This is a genomic window from Modestobacter sp. VKM Ac-2977, assembly GCF_026968045.1.
Lineage (GTDB): Bacteria > Actinomycetota > Actinomycetes > Mycobacteriales > Geodermatophilaceae > Modestobacter.
This window is the reverse complement of the sequence record NZ_JAPVBQ010000002.1, coordinates 478,053-498,601: the sequence shown is the minus strand read 5'-3', so window position 1 is coordinate 498,601 and position 20,549 is coordinate 478,053. Positions and strand designations below refer to the sequence as shown.

Here is a 20,549-nt window from a genome sequence, read left to right as displayed (position 1 = left end):
GAGGAGGTAGTCGTGCGGTCGATCTGGAAGGGCGCGGTCTCCTTCGGCCTGGTCAGCATCGCGGTGAAGCTGTACTCGGCCACCGAGGACCACGACATCCGCTTCCACCAGGTGCACAAGACCGATGGTGGCCGGGTCAAGTACAAGCGCGTCTGCTCCGTGGACGGCGAAGAGGTCGAGTACGGCGACATCGGCAAGGGGTACGAGCTGCCCGACGGCCAGCTGGTCGTGCTGACCGACGAGGACTTCGACCAGCTCCCGCTCGGCACCACGCACGAGATCGAGGTGCTCCAGTTCGTCGACCAGGAGCAGATCGACCCGATCCACTTCGAGAAGACGTACTACCTGGAGCCCGACGGCGTCGCGACCCGCCCCTACGTGCTGCTGCGCACCGCGCTGGAGAACGCCGGCCAGGTGGCGATCACCAAGATCGCCATCCGGCAGCGCGAGTCGCTGGCGGCATTGCGGGTGCGGGAGGGCGTGCTGGTGCTGCACACCATGCGCTGGCCCGACGAGATCCGCCGGCCTGCCTTCAGCTTCCTCGACGAGGAGGTGCCGGTCCGCCCGCAGGAGCTGGCGATGGCCGAGTCGCTGATCTCCACGATGGCCGGGGACTTCGACCCGACCCAGTTCACCGACGACTACCGCGAGGCGATGGCCGCCCTGCTGGAGGCCAAGCAGACCGGCGGTGAGGTCCAGGCCGTACCGGAGGCCGCCGACGACGGCGGCGGTGCGGTGGTCGACCTCATGAGCGCCCTGCGACGCAGCGTCGAGCGGGCCGGCGGCAGCTCACCGGCCGCCGAGGTGGACGACGCCACGGACGACGGCGGGGACGACGCGCCGGCGGCGAAGACGACGGCTCGCAAGGCGCCGGCCAAGAAGGCGGCCGCGGGGGAGAAGACCCCGGCGAAGAAGGCCCCCGCCCGGAAGGCGGCGCCGAAGAAGGCCGCGGCCGCGGAGGACGACGCCCCGGCGAAGCCGGCCAAGCGCGCCGCCCGTCCGCGCAAGACCGCCTGACCCCGGGTGGCCGCCGCCGACCCGCTGGCCCCCCGTCGGGCCGAGCCGGACCCGACCCGCGCTGCCGAGCCGGCCGGGCGGCCGCTGCCGGTGGTCGCTGCTGACGGCGTGCCCGAGGACCTGCCGCCGATGCTGGCCGCCGTCGGCGACCTCCCTGCCGACGGCGACCTGCGCTGGGGCTACGAGTTCAAGTGGGACGGCGTCCGGGCGCTGGCGCACGTGCGCTCCGGGCGGGTCCGGCTGCGGGCGCGCAGCGGCAACGACGTCACCGCCAGGTACCCCGAGCTCGGCCCGCTGCCGGCGGCCCTGGCCGGCCGCGACGCCGTGGTCGACGGCGAGGTCGTCGCGCTGGACGCGCGGGGCCGGCCGGACTTCGGGCTGCTGCAGGGCCGGATGCACCGCACCGGGCCGGAGGTGACGAGGCTGGCGGTGGCCGCCCCGGTCAGCTACCTGGTCTTCGACCTGCTGGCGCTGGACGGGGAGAGCCTGCTCGGGCTGCCCTACACCGCCCGCCGCGACCGGCTGGACGCGCTCGGCCTGGGCTCGGACCGCTGGGTGACCACGCCCTGGTTCCCCGGCAACGCCGCCGGGGTGGGGCAGCAGGTTCAGGCGGCCAGCCTGGAGAACGGGCTGGAGGGGGTCGTCGCCAAGCGGCTGGACTCGGTCTACCGGCCCGGGGGCCGCGGGCCGGAGTGGCGCAAGGTCAAGAACTTCCGCACCCAGTCGGTCGTCGTCGGTGGCTGGCGCCCCGGGGCCGGACGGCGGGCCGGCGGCATCGGCTCCCTGCTGCTCGGGGTGCACGACGAGGAGGGCCGGCTGGTCTTCGCCGGGCACGTCGGCACCGGCTTCACGGCGAGGGCGCTGGCCGACCTCGAGCCGCTGCTCACCCTGCGGGCGTCCGCCCCGTTCGCCGATGCACTGCCGCGCGAGGTGACCCGGGACGCGCACTGGGTCGAGCCGACGTTGGTCGGTGAGGTGGTCTTCACCGAGTGGACCCGCGAGGGTCGGTTGCGGCACCCGTCCTGGCGCGGGCTGCGCACGGACCAGGCGCCGGCCGACGTGGTGGTCGAGCCGTGAGGCAGCGGGTGCAGATCGAGGGCCGCCAGCTGGAGGTCTCGAACCTGGAGAAGGTGCTCTTCCCCGAGGTGGGCTTCACCAAGGCGCAGGTGATCGACTACTACGTGCGGATCGCGCCGGTGCTGCTCCCGCACGTGGCGCACCGGCCGGTCACCTTCACCCGCTGGCCGAACGGCGTCGACGGGCAGGCGTTCTTCGAGAAGAACAACGCTCGGCACGCCCCCGACTGGGTGCAGACGGTGACGGTGCCCTCGCCCGGTTCCTCGCGTGGCCGGGAGACGCTGGACATGGTGCTGCTCTCCGCCGTCCCGGACCTGGCGTGGTCGGCCAACCTCGCCGCGCTGGAGGTGCACGTGCCGCAGTGGCAGGTCGACGAGGCCGGGACGGCGCTGCTGCCCGACCTGCTGGTGCTCGACCTCGACCCGGGCCCGGGCACCGGGGTGGTCGAGTGCGCCCGGGTGGCGCACCGGCTGCGCGAGCGGCTGGTCGCCGACGGGCTGGACCCGGTGGTGAAGACGTCGGGGTCCAAGGGGCTGCAGGTCTACGCCCCGATCGAGTGCGCCGACAAGGAGCACCCCAGTCGCTACGCCAAGGCGCTGGCCCAGGAGCTCACCCGGCAGAGCCCGGACGACGTCGTCTGGCGGATGGAGAAGGCGCTGCGACCGGGCAAGGTGCTCCTCGACTGGAGCCAGAACAACACGGCGAAGACGACGGTCGCGCCGTACTCGCTCCGCGCCCGGCCGTTCGCCACCGTCTCCACCCCGCTCCGCTGGGCCGAGGTCGACGCGCTGCGCGAGGGCGGCGACCCGGAGTCGGTCCGTTTCCGCACCGACGACGTCCTGGCCCGGGTCGCCGAGCACGGTGACCTGTTCGACGTCGCCGACCGCACCCGCGCCGTCCTGCCCTGACGGACGCGCCCCCACCGACCCGCCCGGCGGGGGACGCGGCGACCCCTGGGACCATTCCGGGCGTGTCTGGACCCGATCGCCGTGCTCCCTCCACCGCCGACCTGGGGCGGCTGGTGGTCCGCTGCCCCGACCGGCCGGGCATCGTCGCGGTGCTCTCCGGGTTGATGGCCGAGGCCGGCGCGAACATCACCGAGTCCCAGCAGCACTCCTCGGACCCGTCCGGCGGCACGTTCACCCTGCGGCTGGAGTTCGTCCTCGACGACCTGGCCACCCGCCGCACCGAGCTGGAGGAGGCCCTCGCCGGTCTCGCGGGGGAGTGGCAGTTCACCTGGCGGTTGACCGAGGCCGCGCGCACCCCACGGCTGGCGGTCTTCGTCTCCAAGGCCGACCACGTGCTGCAGGAGCTGCTCTACCGGGTCGACGCGGGTGACCTGCGGGCCGAGATCGCCGCCGTCGTCTCCAACCACCCCGACCTCGAGCCCGTCGCCCGGGCACACGGCGTGCCGTTCCACCACGTCCCGGTCACCCCCGACACCAAGGACGCCGCGGAGGCGCGGGCGCTGGAGCTGATCGGGGACGTCGACCTGGTCGTGCTCGCCCGGTACATGCAGATCGTCTCGGCGGACTTCTGCAGCCGTTTCCCGGAGCGGCTGATCAACATCCACCACAGCTTCCTGCCGGCCTTCGTCGGCGCGAACCCGTACCGGGCCGCCCACGACCGCGGCGTGAAGCTGATCGGGGCGACGGCGCACTACGTGACCGCGGAGCTGGACGCCGGCCCGATCATCGAGCAGGAGGTGGCCCGGGTCGACCACCGCGCCACCGTCGAGGACATGCGCCGGATCGGTCGCTACGTCGAGCGCCAGGTGCTGGCCCAGGCGGTCACCTGGCACGTGGAGGACCGTGTCGTCGTCGAGGGCGACCGCACGATCGTCTTCGCTTGAGCCCCGGCGGCCCTCCCTCGACAGGCGGAGTTCACCTGCTCTTGATTTGACTCATTCAAGACAACGGGGTTGACTCGTTGCTGATGGAGACGACCTGGACCGAGCAGCTGCGGACGGCAGGGCTGCGTGTCACGCGGCCGCGGCTGTCCGTGCTCGGCGTGCTCGCCGAGCACCCGCACGTCGACGCCGACACCATCGCCACCGCCGCGCGCACCGTCCACCCCTCGATATCCCCTCAGGCGGTCTACGGGGTGCTCAAGGCGCTCGTCGGGAGCGGCATCGCCCGCCGCATCGAGCCGGCCGGTGGGCCGGCGCTGTACGAGCTGCGGGTCGGCGACAACCACCACCACCTGGTCTGCCGGGAGTGCGGGCTGATTGCCGACGTCGACTGCGTCGTGGGCCAGGCCCCCTGCCTGCAGCCCTCGGACGCGGCGGGCTTCGCCGTGGACGAGGCCGAGGTCGTCTTCTGGGGACTCTGCGCCGGCTGTCAGGTCGCGCGCAGGACGCACGTGCACGGGACGAACAGTGCAATCGAAGAGGGAGTGACAGCATGACCGACGTCGCATCGCAGGGACCTGCCGCCAGTGAGGCGGACCGGGCCGTCCTGACCAACCGTCAGGGACACCCGATCTACGACAACCAGAACCAGCGCACGGTGGGCTCGCGTGGCCCGGCCACGCTGGAGAACTACCAGTTCCTGGAGAAGATCAGCCACTTCGACCGGGAGCGCATCCCGGAGCGCGTCGTGCACGCCCGCGGCGCCACTGCGTTCGGCGTCTTCGTGGCCGACGGCACCGTCGGTGACGAGCCGATCAGCAAGTACACCCGGGCCAAGCTCTTCCAGGAGAAGGGCAAGGAGACCGAGGTCGCGCTGCGCTTCTCCACCGTCGCCGGTGGCCGGGACTCCTCCGAGGCGGCGCGTGACCCGCGCGGCTTCGCGGTGAAGTTCTACACCGAGGACGGCAACTGGGACCTCGTCGGCAACAACCTGGGTGTCTTCTTCATCCGGGACGCCATCAAGTTCCCCGACTTCATCCACTCGCAGAAGCCCGACCCGGTGACCTTCGAGCGCCAGGTCGCCAACCGGGTCTTCGACTTCTGGTCGCAGTCGCCCGAGGCGCTGCACATGATGACGCTGGTCCTCGGCCCCCGTGGCCTGCCGGCGAGCTACCGCACCATGCAGGGCTTCGGCGTGAACACCTACAAGTGGGTCAACGCCGCCGGTGAGACCAAGCTGGTCAAGTACCACTGGCTGCCCAAGCAGGGTGTCAAGTCCTGGACCGAGGCCGACGCCGCGGTCGCGCAGGGCAACGAGCTGGGCGTGCACACGAAGGACCTCTACGAGGCCATCGAGCGCGGCGAGTTCCCTTCCTGGGACCTGCACGTCCAGCTGATGGACGACCACGACCACCCGGAGCTGGACTTCGACCCGCTGGACGACACCAAGGTGTGGCCGGAGAACGAGTTCCCGCTGCGCAAGGTCGGCACCATGACGCTGAACCGCACGCCGCAGGACTTCTTCACCGAGAGCGAGCAGATCGCCTTCGGCACCGGTGTCCTCGTCGACGGGCTGGACTTCTCCGACGACAAGATGCTGGTCGGCCGGACGTTCTCCTACTCCGACACCCAGCGCTACCGGGTGGGCCCCAACTACCTGCAGCTGCCGGTGAACCAGCCCAAGGGCGTCAAGGTCGCCACCAACCAGCGCGACGGGGCGATGGCCTACGGCGTGGACCTGGGCCCCGGCCAGAACCCGCACGTCAACTACGAGCCGTCGATCCTGGGCGGCCTGCGTGAGGCCGAGTACCCCACGCACGACGAGCAGGGCCCGGAGATCACCGGCCGGCTCACCCGCAAGCGGATCGAGCGCACCGACGACTACACCCAGGCCGGCCAGCGCTACCTGCTGTCCGAGCAGTGGGAGAAGGACGATCTCGTCGCCAACCTGATCGCCAACCTGTCGCAGTGCGACCGGCCGATCCAGGAGCGGATGATGTGGCACCTCTTCATGGTCGAGGACGAGCTGGGTCAGCGGGTCGGTGACGGCCTGGGCATCAGCGCGGACGACGTCCGGGGCATGCCGCCGCTGCAGACCCAGACGCTCACCGAGGCGGAGCTGCAGCGTGCGGCCAACCTGGGCAAGAACGGCCCCCGCGACGTCTCGGGCCTGACGATGACGCACTGCGTGCCCAACGAGCACGTCGTCCTGGCCAAGTGACATCGGCTCAGTGACACACGCGGGCTGAACCCGCGCCGTCAGACCACTGCGGGCCGTGACCGGGGGAACTCCCCGGGCGCGGCCCGCAGTGCTGTGCCGGGTCGGTCAGGCCTGCGCGGCGACCGGGTGGGCCGCGGCGTCCGGCGTCGGCTCGGTGGCCAGGTCGGCCTGCCACAGGTCGGGGCCGAACACCTCGTACTGGATGTCCCGGCCCGGCACGCCCCGGTCGATGAGCGCGCTGCGCACCGCACGCATGAACGGCAGCGGGCCGCACAGGTAGTACGCCGCGCCGTCGGGCAGGTCGACCGCGGCCAGGTCCATCATCCCGGCGTGCACGCCGTCGGTGGGCAGCGTGCTGTCCGCGCCGTTCTCGTACCAGACGTGCAGCGAGGCGTCGGGCAGCTGCTGGACGTCGGCGCTGACCTGCCCGCGCAGTGCGAAGGAGCTCTCGTCGAGGTCGGCGTGCAGCAGGGTGATCGGCAGTCGTGACCCGGCGGCGGTGAGGTGGGAGATCATCCCCGCCATCGGGGTGATCCCGATGCCGGCGCTGGCGAAGACCACCGGGCGGCCGGAGTCGTCGAGGACGACGTCCCCGAACGGCAGCGACATCGTCAGCACGTCGCCGACCTGCACCTGGTCGCACAGCAGGTTCGAGACCTCGCCGTCGGGCTTGTCGCCGCCGCGCACCCGCTTGACCGAGAACTGGCGGTGCTCGCCGTCGTCGGCCCGGGTGAGGCTGTACTGCCGCGGCTGGTGGACGCCGTCGGGCATCTGCATCTTCACCGACACGTACTGACCGGGCAGCGACGTCTTGACCAGCCGGTCGTCGATCCGCTTCACCCGGAAGGTGACGACGTCGGCGGTCTCCTCGGTCTTCTCGGCGACCTCCCACTCGCGCCAGACCGTCTCCGGCCGCACCCCGCGGGAGCTGTACAGGCCGCGCTCCATGTTGATCAGCGCGTAGGCCATCAGCCAGTAGACCTCGTCCCAGGCCGCGGCCACCTCGGGGGTGACGGCGTCACCGAGCACGTCGACGATCGCCCAGAACAGGTTGTCGTGGACGACGTCGTACTGCGCGGGGGTGATGCCCAGTGAGGCGTGCTTGTGCGCGATCCGGGCCAGCAGGTGCTCGGGCACCTGCTCGGGGTCCTTGACGAGTGCACTGGCGAAGACGGCGACCGAACCGGCCAGGGCCACCTGCTGGGTGCCCTCGGCCTGGTTGCCGCGGTTGAACGTGCCGTCGAGCAGCTCGGGGTGGGCGCCGAAGAGGTGCGCGTAGAAGCGTCGGGCGATCTCCTCGATGTTCTCGGCGACGACCGGCAGGGTCGCCTCGATGACCGGACGTGAGCGATCGGACAGCAATGCAGGCTCCTTGCGGTTGGGTGTGCTCCGCCCACCATCGGGTCCGGCGGCCGGAGGCATCCCCGAGTCTGGTGGGGGCCGCCCGGTTTCGCAGGAGGTCTTAGGTCATCGCCCCAGGGGACCAGCGGCGCGACATCCTGCGGGAGCCGGTGCGGGGGTCCCGCCGGCCGCCGGCCGAGCCGGGGCCAGCCCGTCCGCTCCTGACCCACCGCGCGCATCCGCACCCCGGTGTAGCCGGCGGCGATCAGCGCTGCGACCGCCAGCAGGACCAGCCCCGGCCGGTGGTTGCCGACCCACCCGTAGGCCATGCCCATCAGCAGCGGCGGCACGGAACCGTCCAGCGGTGGACCACGTGCACCCGATCGGATGCGCGTCCGCTGCCCACTGCACGGAGTCGGCCGCCAGGTACGGAGTCGAAGGTCCCGCCACGACGTGCCGTCGGGCACTGGGGACGACCAGGCAGATCAGCGGGTTGCCACCCCCCGCAGGTGGCGGGCATCGTCCGGGGCGATGCCGGGTCCAGGCCCGGCACTGGGCGTGGGCAGGGCCGGCGTCCGAGGTTCCCGAACGTGGAGAGGACGCACATGAACGCAGAGCGGCAGGACGTGTGGGGGATGGCCCGTGACCTGGCCGGCACGGCGGCCGGCGCGAGCAGCGGTCGGGCGGCGCACACGGTCCACGGCGGCCACGAGACGACCCTGCGGCAGACCGCGATCGCGCTGCGCGCCGGTGCGAGCCTGGCCGAGCACGAGAACCCCGGCGAGGCGACCCTGCTGGTGCTGGAAGGGCGGGTCCGGCTCACCTCCACCGCCGCCCCCCAGGAGCTGGGCAAGGGGGAACTGCTGGCCATCCCGGCCGAGCGGCACGCCCTGGAGGCGCTGGAGGACTCCGTCGTCCTGCTGACGGTGGCGAAGTTCCCGGCCTGAACGCGCCGTCAGGTGCCCGTGCGCGCGGAAGGACAGTCGATGGACGACCCGGACGTCGCGGTGCTGCTCACCGCCGCCGACCACCTCGACGCACTGGCGGCGCGGACCACCGGCGGCAGCTGGACCGTCGGCGGCCTGCTGGCGTCCCGGCCGGAGGTCATCGCCCGCTGGGCGGATGGGAGCACCGAGCACGTGGCCGAGGCCCGGGCGCGCACGGCGGAGTGGATCGTCACCCTGACCCCAGCGGTGGCCGGCCCGCTGGCCGCCTGGCTGCGCTCGGCCGCCGATGCGACGCCGGCCGACCCACACGCGCTGGCGGTCGCCCGGGTGCTCACCGGCTGAGCCGGGGCGTCAGTCGGCGGGGCGGTCGCCGTCCTGCTCGGCGAGGAAGCGCTCGATCTGCGCGCCGAGCTCGTCGCCGCTGGGCATCTCGCCACCGAACCCGAGCAGGCCGGTCTCCTCGCGGGAGGCGGTGAAGGAGTCGAACTGCTCCTCGAGGGCGCTGACCACTGCGGTGTTCTCGCTGGAGCGGGCGATCTGCTCGTCGACCTCGGTGCGATGCGCCTCGGCCGCCTCACGGAGCGTCTCGGTCGGCACGAGCAGGCCGGTGAGCTGGGTCAGGTGCTCGAGCAGGGTGAGCGAGGCCGCCGGGTAGGTGGCCTGGGTCAGGTAGTGCGGCACGTGGGCGGCGATGCCGAGCGCATCGACGCCGGCCTCCCCGAGCCGCAGCTCCAGCAGCGCACCGACGCTCCCGGGGATGCGCATCTCGCCCCAGTACAGGGGATAGGACTCGATCAGCTGCCGCCGTGTCGCGTGTGCCGTCACGGTCACCGGGCGGGTGTGCGGCACCGGCATCGGGATGGCGTGCAACGCGACGGCCGAGGTCACGCCCAGCCGGTCGACCAGCTGCAGCACCGCGGCGACGAACCGCTCCCAGGCGTAGTCGGGCTCGGCACCGTGCAGCAGCAGGAACGGCGTCCCGGCGTCGTCCTCCAGGGCGTACAGCCCGATCTCCGGGGAGGCGATCGAGACGTACCGGTCGCCGGAGAACGTCATCCGTGGCCGGTGGCCCCGGTAGTCGACCAGAGCGTCGGCGTCGAAGCGGGCGATGAGCCGGTTCGGCAGCGCGTCGAGCAGGTGGGCGCCGGTCAGTGCTCCGGCGTGCGCGGCGTCGAAGTCGCCGGCCAGGTGGTGGACGAGCACCAGGCCCCGGCGCTCCTCGGGGGTGGCCACCGCCGCCTCGCGGGCGAGGAAGGGCTCGGCCTCGGCGAGCACCTCGACGAGGTCCTCCGGTCGCTGGGGCACGGGACGTCCTCCTGACGGCTGGTCGGGTTGCACGTGGGCACCAGCCCCGCGGACGGCCGGTGCATTCCCATCGTCCTCCCGCCGGGGGAGGTCGGTCAGCTGCCGGGCGTGGTGTCGGCCGGTTCGCGCACCAGGTGGGTGCCCGTGGCATCGCGGGTCAGCTGCCCGCGGGTGCCGTCGTCGGCGATCTCGGGGTTGTTGCCGTCGAGCACGTCTCGGCCGTAGCGGTAGGCGACCGCGATCAGCGCGGCCACCGGCACCGCCAGGAACGCCCCGATGATCCCGGCCAGGCTGGCGCCGGCGGTCACCGCCAGGATCACCACGGCCGCGTGCAGGTTGAGCCCGCGCCCCTGCAGGATCGGCTGGAGCACGTTGCCCTCGATCTGCTGCACCACGATGATCAGCCCGAGCACGATCAGCGCCGTGGTCAGGCCGCTGTCGACGAGCGCGATGAGGACGGCGAATCCACCGGCGACGAAGGCACCGATGATCGGGATGAACGCGCCGAAGAAGGTCAGCACGGCCAGCGGCACCACCAGCGGCACGCCGAGCACGAGCAGCCCGACGCCGATGAAGAAGGCGTCCACGAAACCGACGATGGCCTGCTGGCGGATGAACTCCGACAGCGTGCGCCAGGTCTTCAGCGACAGCGCCGCGACGTGCGGGGCGGCCTGCGGGCCGGTCTGCGCCGCCAGCCACGGCACCCACTTCGGGCCGTCCTTGAGGAAGAAGAAGGTCAGCACCAGCGCGAGCACGAGGTTGATCAGCAGGCCGCCGATCGTGGTCGCGGTGGTGACGGCGTAGCCGGCGATGTTCTGGGCGTTGCTCTGCACCGACTCGACGATGGAGTCGACGGCGTTGCCGACCTGGTCGTCGTCGACGTTGAACGGCGGACCGGCCAGGTACTCCTGCACCTGCTCCAGGCCCTGGGTCACGCCGTCGGCGACCTCCTCGACCTGGCCGACCACCTGGGGGGCGATGACGGCGATGATCCCGCCGAAGGCGCCGAGGAAGAGCAGCAGCACGACCAGCGACGCGAGTGCCGGCGGCCAGCCGTGGTGACGGAGGAAGCGGGTGCCCGGCCAGAGCACGGTGGTGAAGAGCAGCCCGAGGACGACGGGGAGCAGGATCACCCACAGTTCGCCGATGACCCGCCCGAGGATGAGCAGGGCGAGGACGATGATGATCAGCTCGGCCGAGGCGATCGCCACCCGCCGGCTCGCGGCCTGCAGGCGCCGGGCCCGTTCCGGCCCGGGGATCGGCGCCCGGGTGGTGGCGACCTCGTGCTCGTCGGTCGAGGTCCCGGCCTCAGCCCCGGTCCCCGTCTCGGATCCGGTGTCGGCCCGGCTCGCACCTGTGCTCTCGCCGCGTTCGTCGTCGGCTGTCTCGGCGGCGTTCTCGGCGTGGCGTTCGTCGGGCATGCGTTGATCCCAACACACCAGCGCGCGTCCCACCGTTCGGCCGGACGTGATCTGTGCGGCGCCGGCTCCCGTCACCGCGCGGGTCGTCGGAGGCGCGTCGTAGGTTGCCGGCATGCCGAAGACCGCCACCGCCGACCGGGTCGACCGCGACGGGCTGCTCGCCTTCCTGCGCCCCCGGCACAAGGCCCTCCTGCTCACCCACCGCAGCGACGGGAGCCCGCAACTGTCCCCGGTGACCTGTGGCGTCGACGACCAGGGGCGGGTGGTGGTCTCCACGTACCCGCAGCGGGCGAAGGCGGTCAACGCCCGGCGCGACCCCCGGGTCTCCCTCTGCGTCCTCTCGGACGACTTCGACGGTGCCTGGGTGCAGGTCGACGGCCAGGCGGAGGTGCTCGACCTGCCCGACGCGCTCGACCCGCTGGTCGACTACTTCCGGTCGATCAGCGGTGAGCACCCCGACTGGGACGAGTACCGCGCCGCGATGCAGCGCCAGGGCAAGTCGCTGCTCCGCGTCACGATCGAACGCTGGGGGCCGGTGGCCACCGGCGGCTTCCCGCCGGCACCGGCCTCGTCCTGACCCTGCGCCACCGGCCGACACGCCGCCGCGACAAGGGCAGGAACTTGCTCTGGGCTGTGCAAGCTGCTGAACTTGCGCCATGCCCTTCGTGCTGACGGTCGACCAGCGGGACAGCCGCCGCAGCCCGGACCGGGTTCCCGAGGTGCTGTCCGCGCTCAGCGGGGTGCCGACCGTCCTGCGCTTCGAGCGCACCGCGGGTGACGAGGTCCAGGGCCTGCTCGACGACCCGGTCGTGGTGGTCGACGTCGTGCGCCGGCTCGTGCGCGACGGCGGGTGGAGCATCGGGATCGGGGCCGGCCCGGTGCACACGCCACTCCCGGGGAGCACCCGGGCGGGGTCCGGCCCGGCGTTCGTCGCGGCCCGCGCCGCCGTCGAGGCGGCCAAGCGCCGTCCCGTCCGGATCGCCGTGCGGGGGATGGCCCCCGAGCCGGCGGCGGATGCACAGGCGGTGCTGACCGCTCTCGGTGCGCTGGTCGAGCGGCGCAGCGACCAGGCATGGGAGGCGATCGAGCTGGTCGAGGGCGGGTGCACGCAGGCCGAGGCGGCCACCGAGCTGGGGGTCACCCGCCAGGCGGTGGGGCAGCGGTTGGGTGCAGGCCTGTGGGACGTCGAGCGGGACCTGCACCCCGCGGCGGCGCGCCTGCTGGCCCGGGCGGCGGGATGAGCGTCGCCGCCCTGGTGGTCCTCGGCGTCCTGGCCGTGTCCGGAGCCGCCCTGACCCCGCACACCGACCGCCGGGGCAGCCGGTTCGGCGGGGTGCTGCTGGTGCTGCTGCTGGGCGCCGCCGCCGCGCTGGCCTGGCGGGCCGGGCGGGTCGGTGACTGGGTGGAGGTCGGCGGTCAGTTGCTCGCGGTCGCCTCCGCGGCGCTGGGCGGGGGGCCGGTGGCCACCGCCGTCCTCCGGGCCGCCGACCCCGACCGGGTGCCGGGGCGCCGGCGCGCCTCGGACCCGGAGGTGCTCCGGGGCGGCGCCTGGATCGGCGTGCTGGAGCGCGCCGCCATCGCGGTCACCGTGCTCGCCGGGTTCGCCGAGGGGCTGGCCGTCCTGATCGCGGTGAAGGGGCTGGGGCGGTTCAACGAGCTGAAGGCCCCGGTGGCGTCCGAGCGGTTCATCATCGGCACGCTGGCCAGCGGCCTCTGGGCCCTCGGCTGCGTCGGCGTCGCCGTCCTCCTCCGCACCTGAACCTCTCCCACCACAATGGCCATCTTGGTGGAGGGGTTCAGTCGGAGAAGACCTCGATCTGGGCGCCCATCTCCACCAGTCGCTCGTAGAGCTGCTCGTAGCCGCGGGCGATGATGTCCACGTTCCGCAGCACCGAGTCGCCCTTGGCCGCCAGCATCGCCAGCAGGATGCAGACCGCCGGGCGCAGGGCCGGCGGGCAGACGATCTCCGCCGCCGACCAGCGGGTCGGCCCCTCCACCAGCACCCGGTGCGGGTCGAGCAGTCGCACGTCGGCGTTCAGCCGGGTCAGGTCGGAGAGGTGGATCGCCCGGTTGTCGTAGACCCAGTCGTGGATCAGCGTGCTGCCGGTGGCCGTCGCGGCGATCACCGCGAAGAACGGCAGGTTGTCGATGTTGAGCCCCGGGAACGGCATCGGGTGCACCTTGTCGATGGGCGCCCGCAGCTGCGACGGGTGCAGGGTGATGTCGACCAGCCGGGTGCGGCCGTTGTCGGCCGGGTACTCCGGCGACAGGTCGAAGGACAGCCCCATCTCGGCGAGGATGGCCAGCTCGATCTCCAGGAACTCGATCGGGGCCCGGCGCACGGTCAGCTCCGAGCTGGTGACGATCCCGGCGGTCAGCAGGCTCATCGCCTCGACCGGGTCCTCCGACAGCGGGTAGTCGACGTCGGCGTCGAGCACGGGCTTGCCGGTGACCACCAGGGTGGTGGACCCGAAGCCCTCGATCCGCACGCCCAGCAGCTCCAGGTACAGGCAGAGGTCCTGGACCATGTAGTTGGGGCTGGCGTTGCGGATCGTCGTCGTCCCGTCGTGCCGGGCGGCGGCCAGCAGTGCGTTCTCCGTCACCGTGTCCCCGCGCTCGGTCAGCACGATCGTCCGGTCCCGGGCGACCGGCGGGGCGACGGTCGCCCGGTACTCCCCGGCGTGCGCCTCGACCTCGAGCCCGAAGGGGCGCAGCGCGATCATGTGCGGCTCGACGGTGCGGGTGCCGAGGTCGCAGCCGCCGGCGTAGGGGAGCCGGAAGTCCTCGGCCCGGTGCAGCAGCGGGCCCAGGAACATGATGATGCTGCGGGTGCGACGGGCCGCGTCGGCGTCGATCGCGGAGAGGTCGAGCTGCTCGGGGACGACGAGGGTCAGGTCCCGCCCGGCGGCGTCCCAGGAGGCGGAGACGCCGATCGAGGTGAGCACGTCGAGGATCCGGTCGACCTCGACGATGCGGGAGACGTTGCGCAGCGTCGTCCGGCCGCGGTTGAGCAGTGCGGCGCACAGCAGCGCGACCGCTGCGTTCTTCGACGACTTCACCGTGACGCTGCCCGACAGCGGCGTGCCACCCCGGACGCGCAGGTGGGTGGGGCCGGAGCGGCCGACGCTGATCAGCTCGCTGTCCAGCGCCGCCGACAGTCGGCCCAGCAACTCGAGGGTCAGGTTCTGGTTGCCCTGCTCGATCCGGGCGATCGCGCTCTGGCTGGTGCCCAGCCGCTCGGCCAGCTGCAGCTGGGTGAGCCCGCGGTGCCGCCGGGCGTCCCGGACCAGGGCACCGATCTGGCGGAGGGACTGGGTCGTCGTGTCCTCGGTCAGCGTCATCGTCGACCACGGTATGTCACAGATGAGATCCGGACGGTTCTGGCACGCAGTCCGCCGGTCCGTCAGGATGAGTCATGGTCTTCTGGATCGCGGTCGGGGCCGTGCTCACCCTGCTGCTCGCGGTGGCCTGGTGGCTGGACCACTCGGCCCGGCGGCGCGGGGCCCGGTCCCAGCACCACTCCGATGTCTGGTACGAGGTCCGGGAGGGCCGCCGGGACGCCGAGGTCCTCAGCCCGTTCGTCCGGGACAACTCCTGGACCAGCTGGAGTCGGCGGAACCGCCGCTGAGCCACCCGTCCGAGGACGCGGGGTGTCGAACCGGTGGCCGCTGGACATGATGGGGGAGCCGGACCCCGGCCCCACCTGCGAGGAGAACCCCGTGTCCCAGACCCCGGTGCCGACCGGTTCCGTGTCCCACCCCGCGCTGCTGGCGGTCTACGTCAACGACCACCTCGCCGCGGCCGCCGGTGGGATCGAGCTGGTCTCCCGGATGATCGGGGTGCACCGCGGGACCGAGTACGACCAGCCCCTCCGCCAGCTGCTCGACGAACTCCGTGAGGAGAAGGCCGCGATCACCGGGGTCGCCGGGGCGCTGGGCTTCCCGGTGCGCCAGTACAAGCAGGTGGCCAGCTGGGTGGCGGAGAAGGCGAGCCGGGCGAAGCTGAACGGGCACCTGCTCACCCGGTCCCCGTCCAGCGACCTGGTCGAGTTCGAGTTCCTCGCCTCCGCCGTACGGGGCAAGCGCAGCGGCTTCGAGACGCTGCGGATCGCGGCCTCGGTCGACAGCCGGATCGACGCCGACCTGCTCGACCGGTTGATCCGGCAGGCCAACCGCCAGCACGACTGGGTCACCGAGGTGCGTCGCGACGTGGCGGCGAGCGTCTTCGGTGGTGACCCGACCGCCCCCGACCTCGCCGCTGACAACGGCAACGGCGACGGCGGTGGCGGCGACGCCGATGGGGCCACGCGCGACCAGGGCTGACGCTCCCGCTGCGCGGGGCCGAGCGCGGCGGTAGACACGTCCGCATGTGCCACGACCACGACAGCCGCCCACCCGCGCCGCCCACCGTCGGGGCCGTCGCCGAGCGGGGCACCCTCACGCTGACCGCCGCCGACGGCAACCGGTTCTCCGCCGCCTACGCCGCGCCGGCCACCACGCCGCGGGCCGGCGTCGTCCTGCTGCCCGACATCCGCGGCCTGCACCCCTACTACGTCGCCCTGGCAGAGCGGTTCGCCGAGGCGGGGCTGGCCGCGGTCGCGGTGGACTGGTTCGGCCGCACGGCGGGGATCGCCGAGAACGGCACCCGCGAGGAGGACTTCGACTGGCAGACGCACATCCCGCAGACCACGCCGGCCGGCGTGGACGCGGACACCGCCGCCGGGATCGAGTACCTGCGCAGCCGTACCGACCCGGCGTTGCCGGTGGTCACCGTCGGGTTCTGCTTCGGCGGCAGCCACGCCTGGCGGCAGTCGGCCGGCGACCTGGACCTGGCCGGCAGCGCCGGCTTCTACGGCCGGCCCAGCCTGGTGGGCGACGCCGCGGACGGCGCTCGCAAGCCGGTGGTGATGATCATCGCCGGGGCGGACAGCGCCACCCCGGTGGAGGAGCAGCGGGAGCTGGCCGCCCGGATGCGCTCGGCCGGGGCCGAGGTGGACGAGGTCGTCTACGAGGGCGCACCGCACTCCTTCTTCGACCGGTCGTTCGACGAGTGGGCCGAGGCCTGCGAGGACGCCTGGCGGCACGTGCTCGCCCTCACCGATCGGGTGAGCGGCTCCTGAGCGGGCGGCCGGAGGACGACACCGGGCCCCTACGCTCGGTGGCGTGACCGACCCGCAGCCGTCCCAGCAGCCCATCGACCCCGGCGTCATCGCCCTGGCCGCGAAGGTCTTCGACCTGGCGCGGGAGGGCGACACCGAGCAGTTGGCGGCCTACCTCGACGCCGGGGTGCCGGCCAACCTCACCAACGACAAGGGCGACACCCTGCTCATCCTGTCCGCCTACCAGGGCCGGGCGTCGACGGTGGCCGCCCTGCTGGAGCGTGGAGCGGACCACACCCGGGCCAACGACCGCGGGCAGACGGCCCTGGCCGCCGCCGTCTTCAAGCAGTCGGCCGACACGGTGCGCCTCCTGCTGGCCGCCGGCGCCGACCCCGACAACGGCCAGCCCAGTGCCCGGGCGACCGCACAGTTCTTCGACCTGCCGGAGATGACCGCCCTGCTGGAGGGCTCCGCCGCCTGACCGGCCGCGTGGGACCGCCCGATCAGTCCTGGTCGCGCAGGACCCGCAGGACGCCGGAGAGACCCTCCTGGAGCGCGGCGAGTTCGGCCGGCCGCAGTGCCTGCAGGACGGCGGCGTCGGTCTCCACGTCCGACGCCATGAGCCGGCGGACCACCCGGACCCCGGCCCGGGTGGGCGTGAGCACCCGGCCCCGGCCGTCCCGGCTGTCCGCGGTCCGGTCGACCATGCCGGCGCGGACCAGTCGGTCGACCAGGCCGGTCGTGGTGGCTGGGCTCACCTCCAGCAGCTCGCTGAGGTGCTGCGGGGGCATCGACTCCTCGATCACCAGGAAGGTCAGCCCGCGGAGCTGCTGGAGGGTGAGCGGGGTGTCCAGCAGCGGGCCGAGGCGGCGGCGCATGCTGTAGTCGCCGATCTGCGCGCCGAGGCACAGCACCGCCAGCACCTCGGCGGGGAGGTCGCGCCAGCCCTCGGGCCAGTCGTCGGGCACGTCGTCGGGGTCGGGCACGGTGGTCTCGATGGTCATGCGCACCTCCTCCTGGGGAGTGTCGGCGTTCACCGGTAGTTTGTTCGAAGCTAACTACTCGGTGCAAGCTGACCGGGTCCACTCCCGACACCGGCCCCGGCCGTGGAGGAACGCGTGTCCCGTCTCGCCGTCCTGTCCCTGCGGAACCGAGCCCTGGTGGCGCTGGCCACCATCGCGGTGCTGGTGTTCGGGCTGATCTCGGCGGGCTCGCTGAAGCAGGAGCTGATCCCGAGCCTGCAGATCCCCGCTGCCGCCGTCGTCGCCACCCAGCCCGGCGCCTCGCCCGACGTGGTCGAGCGCCAGGTCGTGCAGCCACTGGAGCAGGCCATCGGCACCGTGGACGGCGTGGTCGCCACGACCTCCACGGCCAGCACCGGGCTGGCGACGGTCGCCGTCGAGCTGGAGTACGGCTCCGACATCGACCGGGCCACCGCCGCGCTGCAGACCGCGGTCAGTCGGGTGCAGGCCCAGTTGCCGGCCGACGTCGAGCCCCAGGTGCTCGCCGGGTCGCTGGCCGACCTGCCCGTCGTGCAGCTGGCGATCGCCGCGCCGGGCGACACCGCCGCGCTGTCCGACCGGATCGACTCCGCCGTCGTCCCGCTGTTCGAGCAGGTCGAGGGCGTCCGCGACGTGACGGTCACCGGGGCCAGCGAGCCACGGGTGCAGATCGCCCTCGACCCGGGCGCCCTCGCGGCGGCCGGGATCTCGGCGGCAGCGGTCACCACCGTGCTCGAGGAGAACGGCGTGGTGCTGCCCGCCGGCACGGTGACCGAGGGCGAGCAGACCCTCTCGGTGCAGGCCGGTGACCGGCTCACCTCGGTCGAGGAGCTCCGCGCCCTCCCGCTGACCGGTGCCGGCGGCGCGGTCACCCCGCTGAGCGCGGTCGCCACCGTCGAGCTGGGGGAGGCGCCGGCGACGTCCTACTCCCGGGTCGACGGCCAGCCGGCCCTCTCGGTCGGGCTGACCCAGACCCCGGACGGCAACACCGTCGACATCTCGCACGCCGTCGAGGACCTGCTGCCGCAGGTGCGGGAGCTGCTGGGCGAGGGCAGCACGGTGGCCGTGGTGTTCGACCAGGCGCCGTTCATCGAGGAGTCGATCGAGGGCCTGGCCACCGAGGGCGGCCTGGGGCTGCTGTTCGCCCTCATCGTGATCCTGGTCTTCCTGGCCTCGGTCCGGTCCACGCTGATCTCGGCCGTCTCGATCCCGGTGTCGCTGTGCGTCACCTTCATCGGGCTGCAGGTGGCCGGCTTCTCGCTGAACATCCTCACCCTGGGTGCGCTGACCGTCTCGATCGGCCGCGTGGTCGACGACTCCATCGTGGTCATCGAGAACATCAAGCGGCACCTGTCCTACGGGGAGGCGCGCACCAGGGCGATCCTCGGCGGGGTCCGTGAGGTGGCCGGGGCGATCACCTCCTCGACCATCGCCACCGCGGCGGTGTTCCTGCCGATCGCGCTGGTCGGGGGCCTGGTGGGCGAGCTGTTCCGGCCGTTCGCGCTCACCGTCGCGATCGCCCTGCTCGCCTCGCTGGTCGTCTCGCTGACCATCGTCCCGGTGATCGCCTCGGCGTTCCTGAAGGCGCCGGAGACCGACCGCGAGGACACCGCCGAGGTGGCCCGCGAGCGGGAGGCGGCCGAGGCGGCGGAGCGGCGCACCTGGTTGCAGCGGATGTACGTCCCGGCGCTGCGCGGCGTGCTGGCCCACCGCCGCTGGACCGTCGCCGGTGCGCTGGCCGTCTTCGTCGGCACCCTGGCGCTCACCCCGCTGCTGCAGACCAACTTCATCGGCGACGCCGGTGAGGACACCGTCACCGTCACCGCCGCCTACCCGGCCGGTACCAGCCTGGCCGCGCAGGACGAGCGGGCTCGCGTGCTGGAGAGCGCGCTCGGCGAGGTGGCCGGGGTGGAGACCGTGCAGACCACGGTCGGCTCGGCCGGTGGGTTCGCCGCGTTCAGCGGTGGCGGTGGCACGCCGACGGCGACGTTCTCGCTGACCCTCGCCGAGGACGGCGACCCCGAGGAGACCCGCGCGGAGATCCGGGACGTCGCCCAGGAGCTCGAGGACGTCGGTGAGGTCACCGTGGCCGCCGCCGGCTCCGGGTTCGGCAGCTCGACGGTCGACGTGCTGGTCCAGGCGGCGGACGCCGACGTGCTGGCCGAGGCCGCCGACCAGGTGCAGCAGGCCGTGTCCGAGGTGCCCGGGGCCACCGACGTCACCAACGACCTGTCGGCCGGGCTGCCGGTGGTCCGGGTCGACGTCGACCCGGTCGCGGCCGCCGAGGCCGGGCTGACCGAGGCGCAGGTGACCCGCACCCTGGCCGGGCTGACCAACGCCGTCCCGCTCGGGGAGATCGACGTCGACGACGCGAGCACGCCGGTCTACCTGGACCCGGTGCAGGCCCCGGAGACCGTGGAGCAGCTCCGCGCCGTCGTCCTGCCGACGGCCGGGGGCCTGGTGCCGCTGACCCAGCTGGCGACGATCGAGGAGGAGCAGGCGCCCAGCTCGATCAGCCGGGTCGACGGCGAGCGGAGCGCGACCGTCTCGGCGACCCCGGCCGGCACCGACCTCGGGGCGCTCACCGCCGAGCTGCAGGCAGCGATCGACGGGCTGGACCTGCCGGCCGGCGCCGAGGTGTCGATCGGCGGCGTCGCCGCCGACCAGGGCGAGGCCTTCGCCGACCTCGGCCTGGCCCTGGTGATCGCCGTGGTGATCGTCTACCTGGTGATGGTGGCGACCTTCCGCAGCCTCGCCCAGCCGTTCATCCTGCTCGTCTCGGTGCCGTTCGCCGCGACCGGTGCGCTGCTGATGCTGCTGGTCACCGGCACCCCGCTGGGCGTGCCGGCGCTGATCGGGGTGCTGATGCTGATCGGCATCGTGGTGACCAACGCGATCGTGCTGATCGACCTGGTCAACCAGTACCGGGAGCAGGGCCGCCCGCTGGCCGAGGCGGTCAGTGAGGGTGCCCGCAAGCGGCTGCGGCCGATCGTGATGACGGCGGCGGCCACGGTGCTGGCCCTCACCCCGATGGCGTTCGGGCTGACCGGCGGCGGGGTGTTCATCTCCCAGCCGCTGGCACTGGTGGTCATCGGCGGCCTGATCAGCTCCACGCTGCTGACCCTGCTGCTCGTGCCGGTGCTCTACACCTCGCTGGAGACCCGCCGCGAGCGGCGGGCGGCCAAGCGGGCCGGTGCGGCGGAGCCGGAGCCGGCGGCGGAGGAGCTGCAGCCGGCCTGACGCCCGCTGTGCAGTTCCGGTCGCCGGCGGCG

21 protein-coding genes are annotated in these 20,549 nt (G+C 73.0%); 16 read left to right on the top strand and 5 right to left on the bottom strand.

Annotated features, from left to right (window positions below):
- Positions 1 to 12: 12 nt before the first annotated feature.
- The 6 genes from ku to O2V63_RS09995 all read left to right on the top strand — a co-directional run bounded on the left by ku (position 13) and on the right by O2V63_RS09995 (position 6,164).
- Positions 13 to 1,017, top strand: coding sequence for a non-homologous end joining protein Ku (gene ku / locus O2V63_RS10020; protein ID WP_269167392.1), 1,005 nt, complete (start codon positions 13 to 15; stop codon positions 1,015 to 1,017).
- 6 nt (positions 1,018 to 1,023) lie between these two features.
- Positions 1,024 to 2,094 (top strand): non-homologous end-joining DNA ligase, encoded by a 1,071-nt coding sequence (ligD, locus tag O2V63_RS10015; RefSeq protein ID WP_269167391.1) that lies wholly within the window; start codon positions 1,024 to 1,026, stop codon positions 2,092 to 2,094.
- Positions 2,091 to 3,002: a non-homologous end-joining DNA ligase gene (gene ligD / locus O2V63_RS10010; protein WP_269167390.1), complete on the top strand. Its 912-nt coding sequence runs from the start codon at positions 2,091 to 2,093 to the stop codon at positions 3,000 to 3,002. The genes ligD (O2V63_RS10015) and ligD (O2V63_RS10010) overlap by 4 nt, the downstream gene beginning before the upstream one ends.
- Positions 3,003 to 3,064: 62 nt before the next feature.
- Positions 3,065 to 3,946 (top strand): formyltetrahydrofolate deformylase, encoded by an 882-nt coding sequence (purU, locus tag O2V63_RS10005; protein ID WP_269167389.1) that lies wholly within the window; start codon positions 3,065 to 3,067, stop codon positions 3,944 to 3,946.
- Between the two features lie 83 nt (positions 3,947 to 4,029).
- On the top strand, positions 4,030 to 4,500 hold the full coding sequence (locus O2V63_RS10000) for a Fur family transcriptional regulator (protein ID WP_269167388.1): 471 nt from the start codon (positions 4,030 to 4,032) through the stop codon (positions 4,498 to 4,500).
- Complete coding sequence (locus tag O2V63_RS09995) at positions 4,497 to 6,164, top strand: catalase (protein ID WP_269167387.1); 1,668 nt, start codon at positions 4,497 to 4,499, stop codon at positions 6,162 to 6,164. The genes O2V63_RS10000 and O2V63_RS09995 overlap by 4 nt, the downstream gene beginning before the upstream one ends.
- A gap of 105 nt (positions 6,165 to 6,269) precedes the next feature.
- On the opposite strand, the gene O2V63_RS09990 is transcribed toward O2V63_RS09995, so the two are convergent.
- The gene (locus O2V63_RS09990) at positions 6,270 to 7,526 is read right to left on the bottom strand and encodes an FAD-binding oxidoreductase (protein ID WP_269167386.1); all 1,257 of its coding nucleotides are present in this window, start codon (positions 7,524 to 7,526) and stop codon (positions 6,270 to 6,272) included.
- Positions 7,527 to 8,110: 584 nt separating this feature from the next.
- Between O2V63_RS09990 and O2V63_RS09985 the strand changes: the two genes are divergently transcribed.
- Both O2V63_RS09985 and O2V63_RS09980 read left to right on the top strand, forming a co-directional pair.
- Entirely contained in the window at positions 8,111 to 8,452 is a 342-nt protein-coding gene (locus O2V63_RS09985; protein WP_269167385.1) for a cupin domain-containing protein, read from the top strand.
- 39 nt (positions 8,453 to 8,491) lie between these two features.
- The gene (locus O2V63_RS09980) at positions 8,492 to 8,794 is read left to right on the top strand and encodes a hypothetical protein (protein WP_269167384.1); all 303 of its coding nucleotides are present in this window, start codon (positions 8,492 to 8,494) and stop codon (positions 8,792 to 8,794) included.
- A 9-nt stretch (positions 8,795 to 8,803) separates the two neighbouring features.
- Here the strand turns inward: O2V63_RS09980 and O2V63_RS09975 are convergent, their stop codons facing one another.
- Both O2V63_RS09975 and O2V63_RS09970 read right to left on the bottom strand, forming a co-directional pair.
- Positions 8,804 to 9,757 carry a proteasome assembly chaperone family protein gene (locus O2V63_RS09975; protein ID WP_269167383.1) on the bottom strand — a complete coding sequence of 318 codons (954 nt, stop codon included), beginning with the start codon at positions 9,755 to 9,757 and terminating at the stop codon, positions 8,804 to 8,806.
- 95 nt (positions 9,758 to 9,852) lie between these two features.
- Positions 9,853 to 11,178, bottom strand: coding sequence for an AI-2E family transporter (locus O2V63_RS09970; protein WP_269167382.1), 1,326 nt, complete (start codon positions 11,176 to 11,178; stop codon positions 9,853 to 9,855).
- A 112-nt stretch (positions 11,179 to 11,290) separates the two neighbouring features.
- Here O2V63_RS09970 and O2V63_RS09965 point away from each other — a divergent pair, with 112 nt between their 5' ends.
- The 3 genes from O2V63_RS09965 to O2V63_RS09955 all read left to right on the top strand — a co-directional run bounded on the left by O2V63_RS09965 (position 11,291) and on the right by O2V63_RS09955 (position 12,937).
- Positions 11,291 to 11,755: a PPOX class F420-dependent oxidoreductase gene (locus O2V63_RS09965; protein WP_269163489.1), complete on the top strand. Its 465-nt coding sequence runs from the start codon at positions 11,291 to 11,293 to the stop codon at positions 11,753 to 11,755.
- A 79-nt stretch (positions 11,756 to 11,834) separates the two neighbouring features.
- The gene (locus O2V63_RS09960; RefSeq protein ID WP_269167381.1) at positions 11,835 to 12,419 is read left to right on the top strand and encodes a hypothetical protein; all 585 of its coding nucleotides are present in this window, start codon (positions 11,835 to 11,837) and stop codon (positions 12,417 to 12,419) included.
- Complete coding sequence (locus O2V63_RS09955; RefSeq protein ID WP_269167380.1) at positions 12,416 to 12,937, top strand: hypothetical protein; 522 nt, start codon at positions 12,416 to 12,418, stop codon at positions 12,935 to 12,937. The genes O2V63_RS09960 and O2V63_RS09955 overlap by 4 nt, the downstream gene beginning before the upstream one ends.
- A 37-nt stretch (positions 12,938 to 12,974) precedes the next feature.
- Here O2V63_RS09955 and O2V63_RS09950 read toward each other — a convergent pair whose 3' ends face one another.
- On the bottom strand, positions 12,975 to 14,519 hold the full coding sequence (locus O2V63_RS09950) for a helix-turn-helix domain-containing protein (protein ID WP_269167379.1): 1,545 nt from the start codon (positions 14,517 to 14,519) through the stop codon (positions 12,975 to 12,977).
- Positions 14,520 to 14,593: 74 nt separating this feature from the next.
- On the opposite strand from O2V63_RS09950, the gene O2V63_RS09945 reads away from it, so the two are divergent.
- The 4 genes from O2V63_RS09945 (at position 14,594) to O2V63_RS09930 (ending at position 16,757) form a co-directional block, all read left to right on the top strand.
- The gene (locus O2V63_RS09945; RefSeq protein ID WP_269167378.1) at positions 14,594 to 14,806 is read left to right on the top strand and encodes a hypothetical protein; all 213 of its coding nucleotides are present in this window, start codon (positions 14,594 to 14,596) and stop codon (positions 14,804 to 14,806) included.
- A 91-nt stretch (positions 14,807 to 14,897) separates the two neighbouring features.
- Positions 14,898 to 15,500, top strand: a complete 603-nt coding sequence (locus O2V63_RS09940) for a hypothetical protein (protein WP_269167377.1) — start codon at positions 14,898 to 14,900, stop codon at positions 15,498 to 15,500.
- Positions 15,501 to 15,544: 44 nt separating this feature from the next.
- On the top strand, positions 15,545 to 16,297 hold the full coding sequence (locus O2V63_RS09935; protein WP_269167376.1) for a dienelactone hydrolase family protein: 753 nt from the start codon (positions 15,545 to 15,547) through the stop codon (positions 16,295 to 16,297).
- A gap of 43 nt (positions 16,298 to 16,340) precedes the next feature.
- Complete coding sequence (locus O2V63_RS09930; protein WP_269167375.1) at positions 16,341 to 16,757, top strand: ankyrin repeat domain-containing protein; 417 nt, start codon at positions 16,341 to 16,343, stop codon at positions 16,755 to 16,757.
- 22 nt (positions 16,758 to 16,779) lie between these two features.
- On the opposite strand, the gene O2V63_RS09925 is transcribed toward O2V63_RS09930, so the two are convergent.
- Complete coding sequence (locus O2V63_RS09925) at positions 16,780 to 17,280, bottom strand: MarR family winged helix-turn-helix transcriptional regulator (RefSeq protein ID WP_269167374.1); 501 nt, start codon at positions 17,278 to 17,280, stop codon at positions 16,780 to 16,782.
- A gap of 114 nt (positions 17,281 to 17,394) precedes the next feature.
- Between O2V63_RS09925 and O2V63_RS09920 the strand changes: the two genes are divergently transcribed.
- Positions 17,395 to 20,517: an efflux RND transporter permease subunit gene (locus tag O2V63_RS09920; protein ID WP_269167373.1), complete on the top strand. Its 3,123-nt coding sequence runs from the start codon at positions 17,395 to 17,397 to the stop codon at positions 20,515 to 20,517.
- The last annotated feature ends 32 nt before the right edge of the window (positions 20,518 to 20,549 follow it).

Coding starts and splice junctions, on each gene's coding strand:
- O2V63_RS10000 (WP_269167388.1), top strand. CDS start 4,030: ATGGAGACGACCTGGACCGAGCAGCTGCGGACGGCAGGGCTGCGTGTC.
- O2V63_RS09995 (WP_269167387.1), top strand. CDS start 4,497: ATGACCGACGTCGCATCGCAGGGACCTGCCGCCAGTGAGGCGGACCGG.
- O2V63_RS09985 (WP_269167385.1), top strand. CDS start 8,111: ATGAACGCAGAGCGGCAGGACGTGTGGGGGATGGCCCGTGACCTGGCC.
- O2V63_RS09980 (WP_269167384.1), top strand. CDS start 8,492: ATGGACGACCCGGACGTCGCGGTGCTGCTCACCGCCGCCGACCACCTC.
- O2V63_RS09970 (WP_269167382.1), bottom strand. CDS start 11,178: ATGCCCGACGAACGCCACGCCGAGAACGCCGCCGAGACAGCCGACGAC.
- O2V63_RS09965 (WP_269163489.1), top strand. CDS start 11,291: ATGCCGAAGACCGCCACCGCCGACCGGGTCGACCGCGACGGGCTGCTC.
- O2V63_RS09960 (WP_269167381.1), top strand. CDS start 11,835: ATGCCCTTCGTGCTGACGGTCGACCAGCGGGACAGCCGCCGCAGCCCG.
- O2V63_RS09955 (WP_269167380.1), top strand. CDS start 12,416: ATGAGCGTCGCCGCCCTGGTGGTCCTCGGCGTCCTGGCCGTGTCCGGA.
- O2V63_RS09950 (WP_269167379.1), bottom strand. CDS start 14,519: ATGACGCTGACCGAGGACACGACGACCCAGTCCCTCCGCCAGATCGGT.
- O2V63_RS09945 (WP_269167378.1), top strand. CDS start 14,594: ATGGTCTTCTGGATCGCGGTCGGGGCCGTGCTCACCCTGCTGCTCGCG.
- O2V63_RS09935 (WP_269167376.1), top strand. CDS start 15,545: ATGTGCCACGACCACGACAGCCGCCCACCCGCGCCGCCCACCGTCGGG.
- O2V63_RS09925 (WP_269167374.1), bottom strand. CDS start 17,280: ATGACCATCGAGACCACCGTGCCCGACCCCGACGACGTGCCCGACGAC.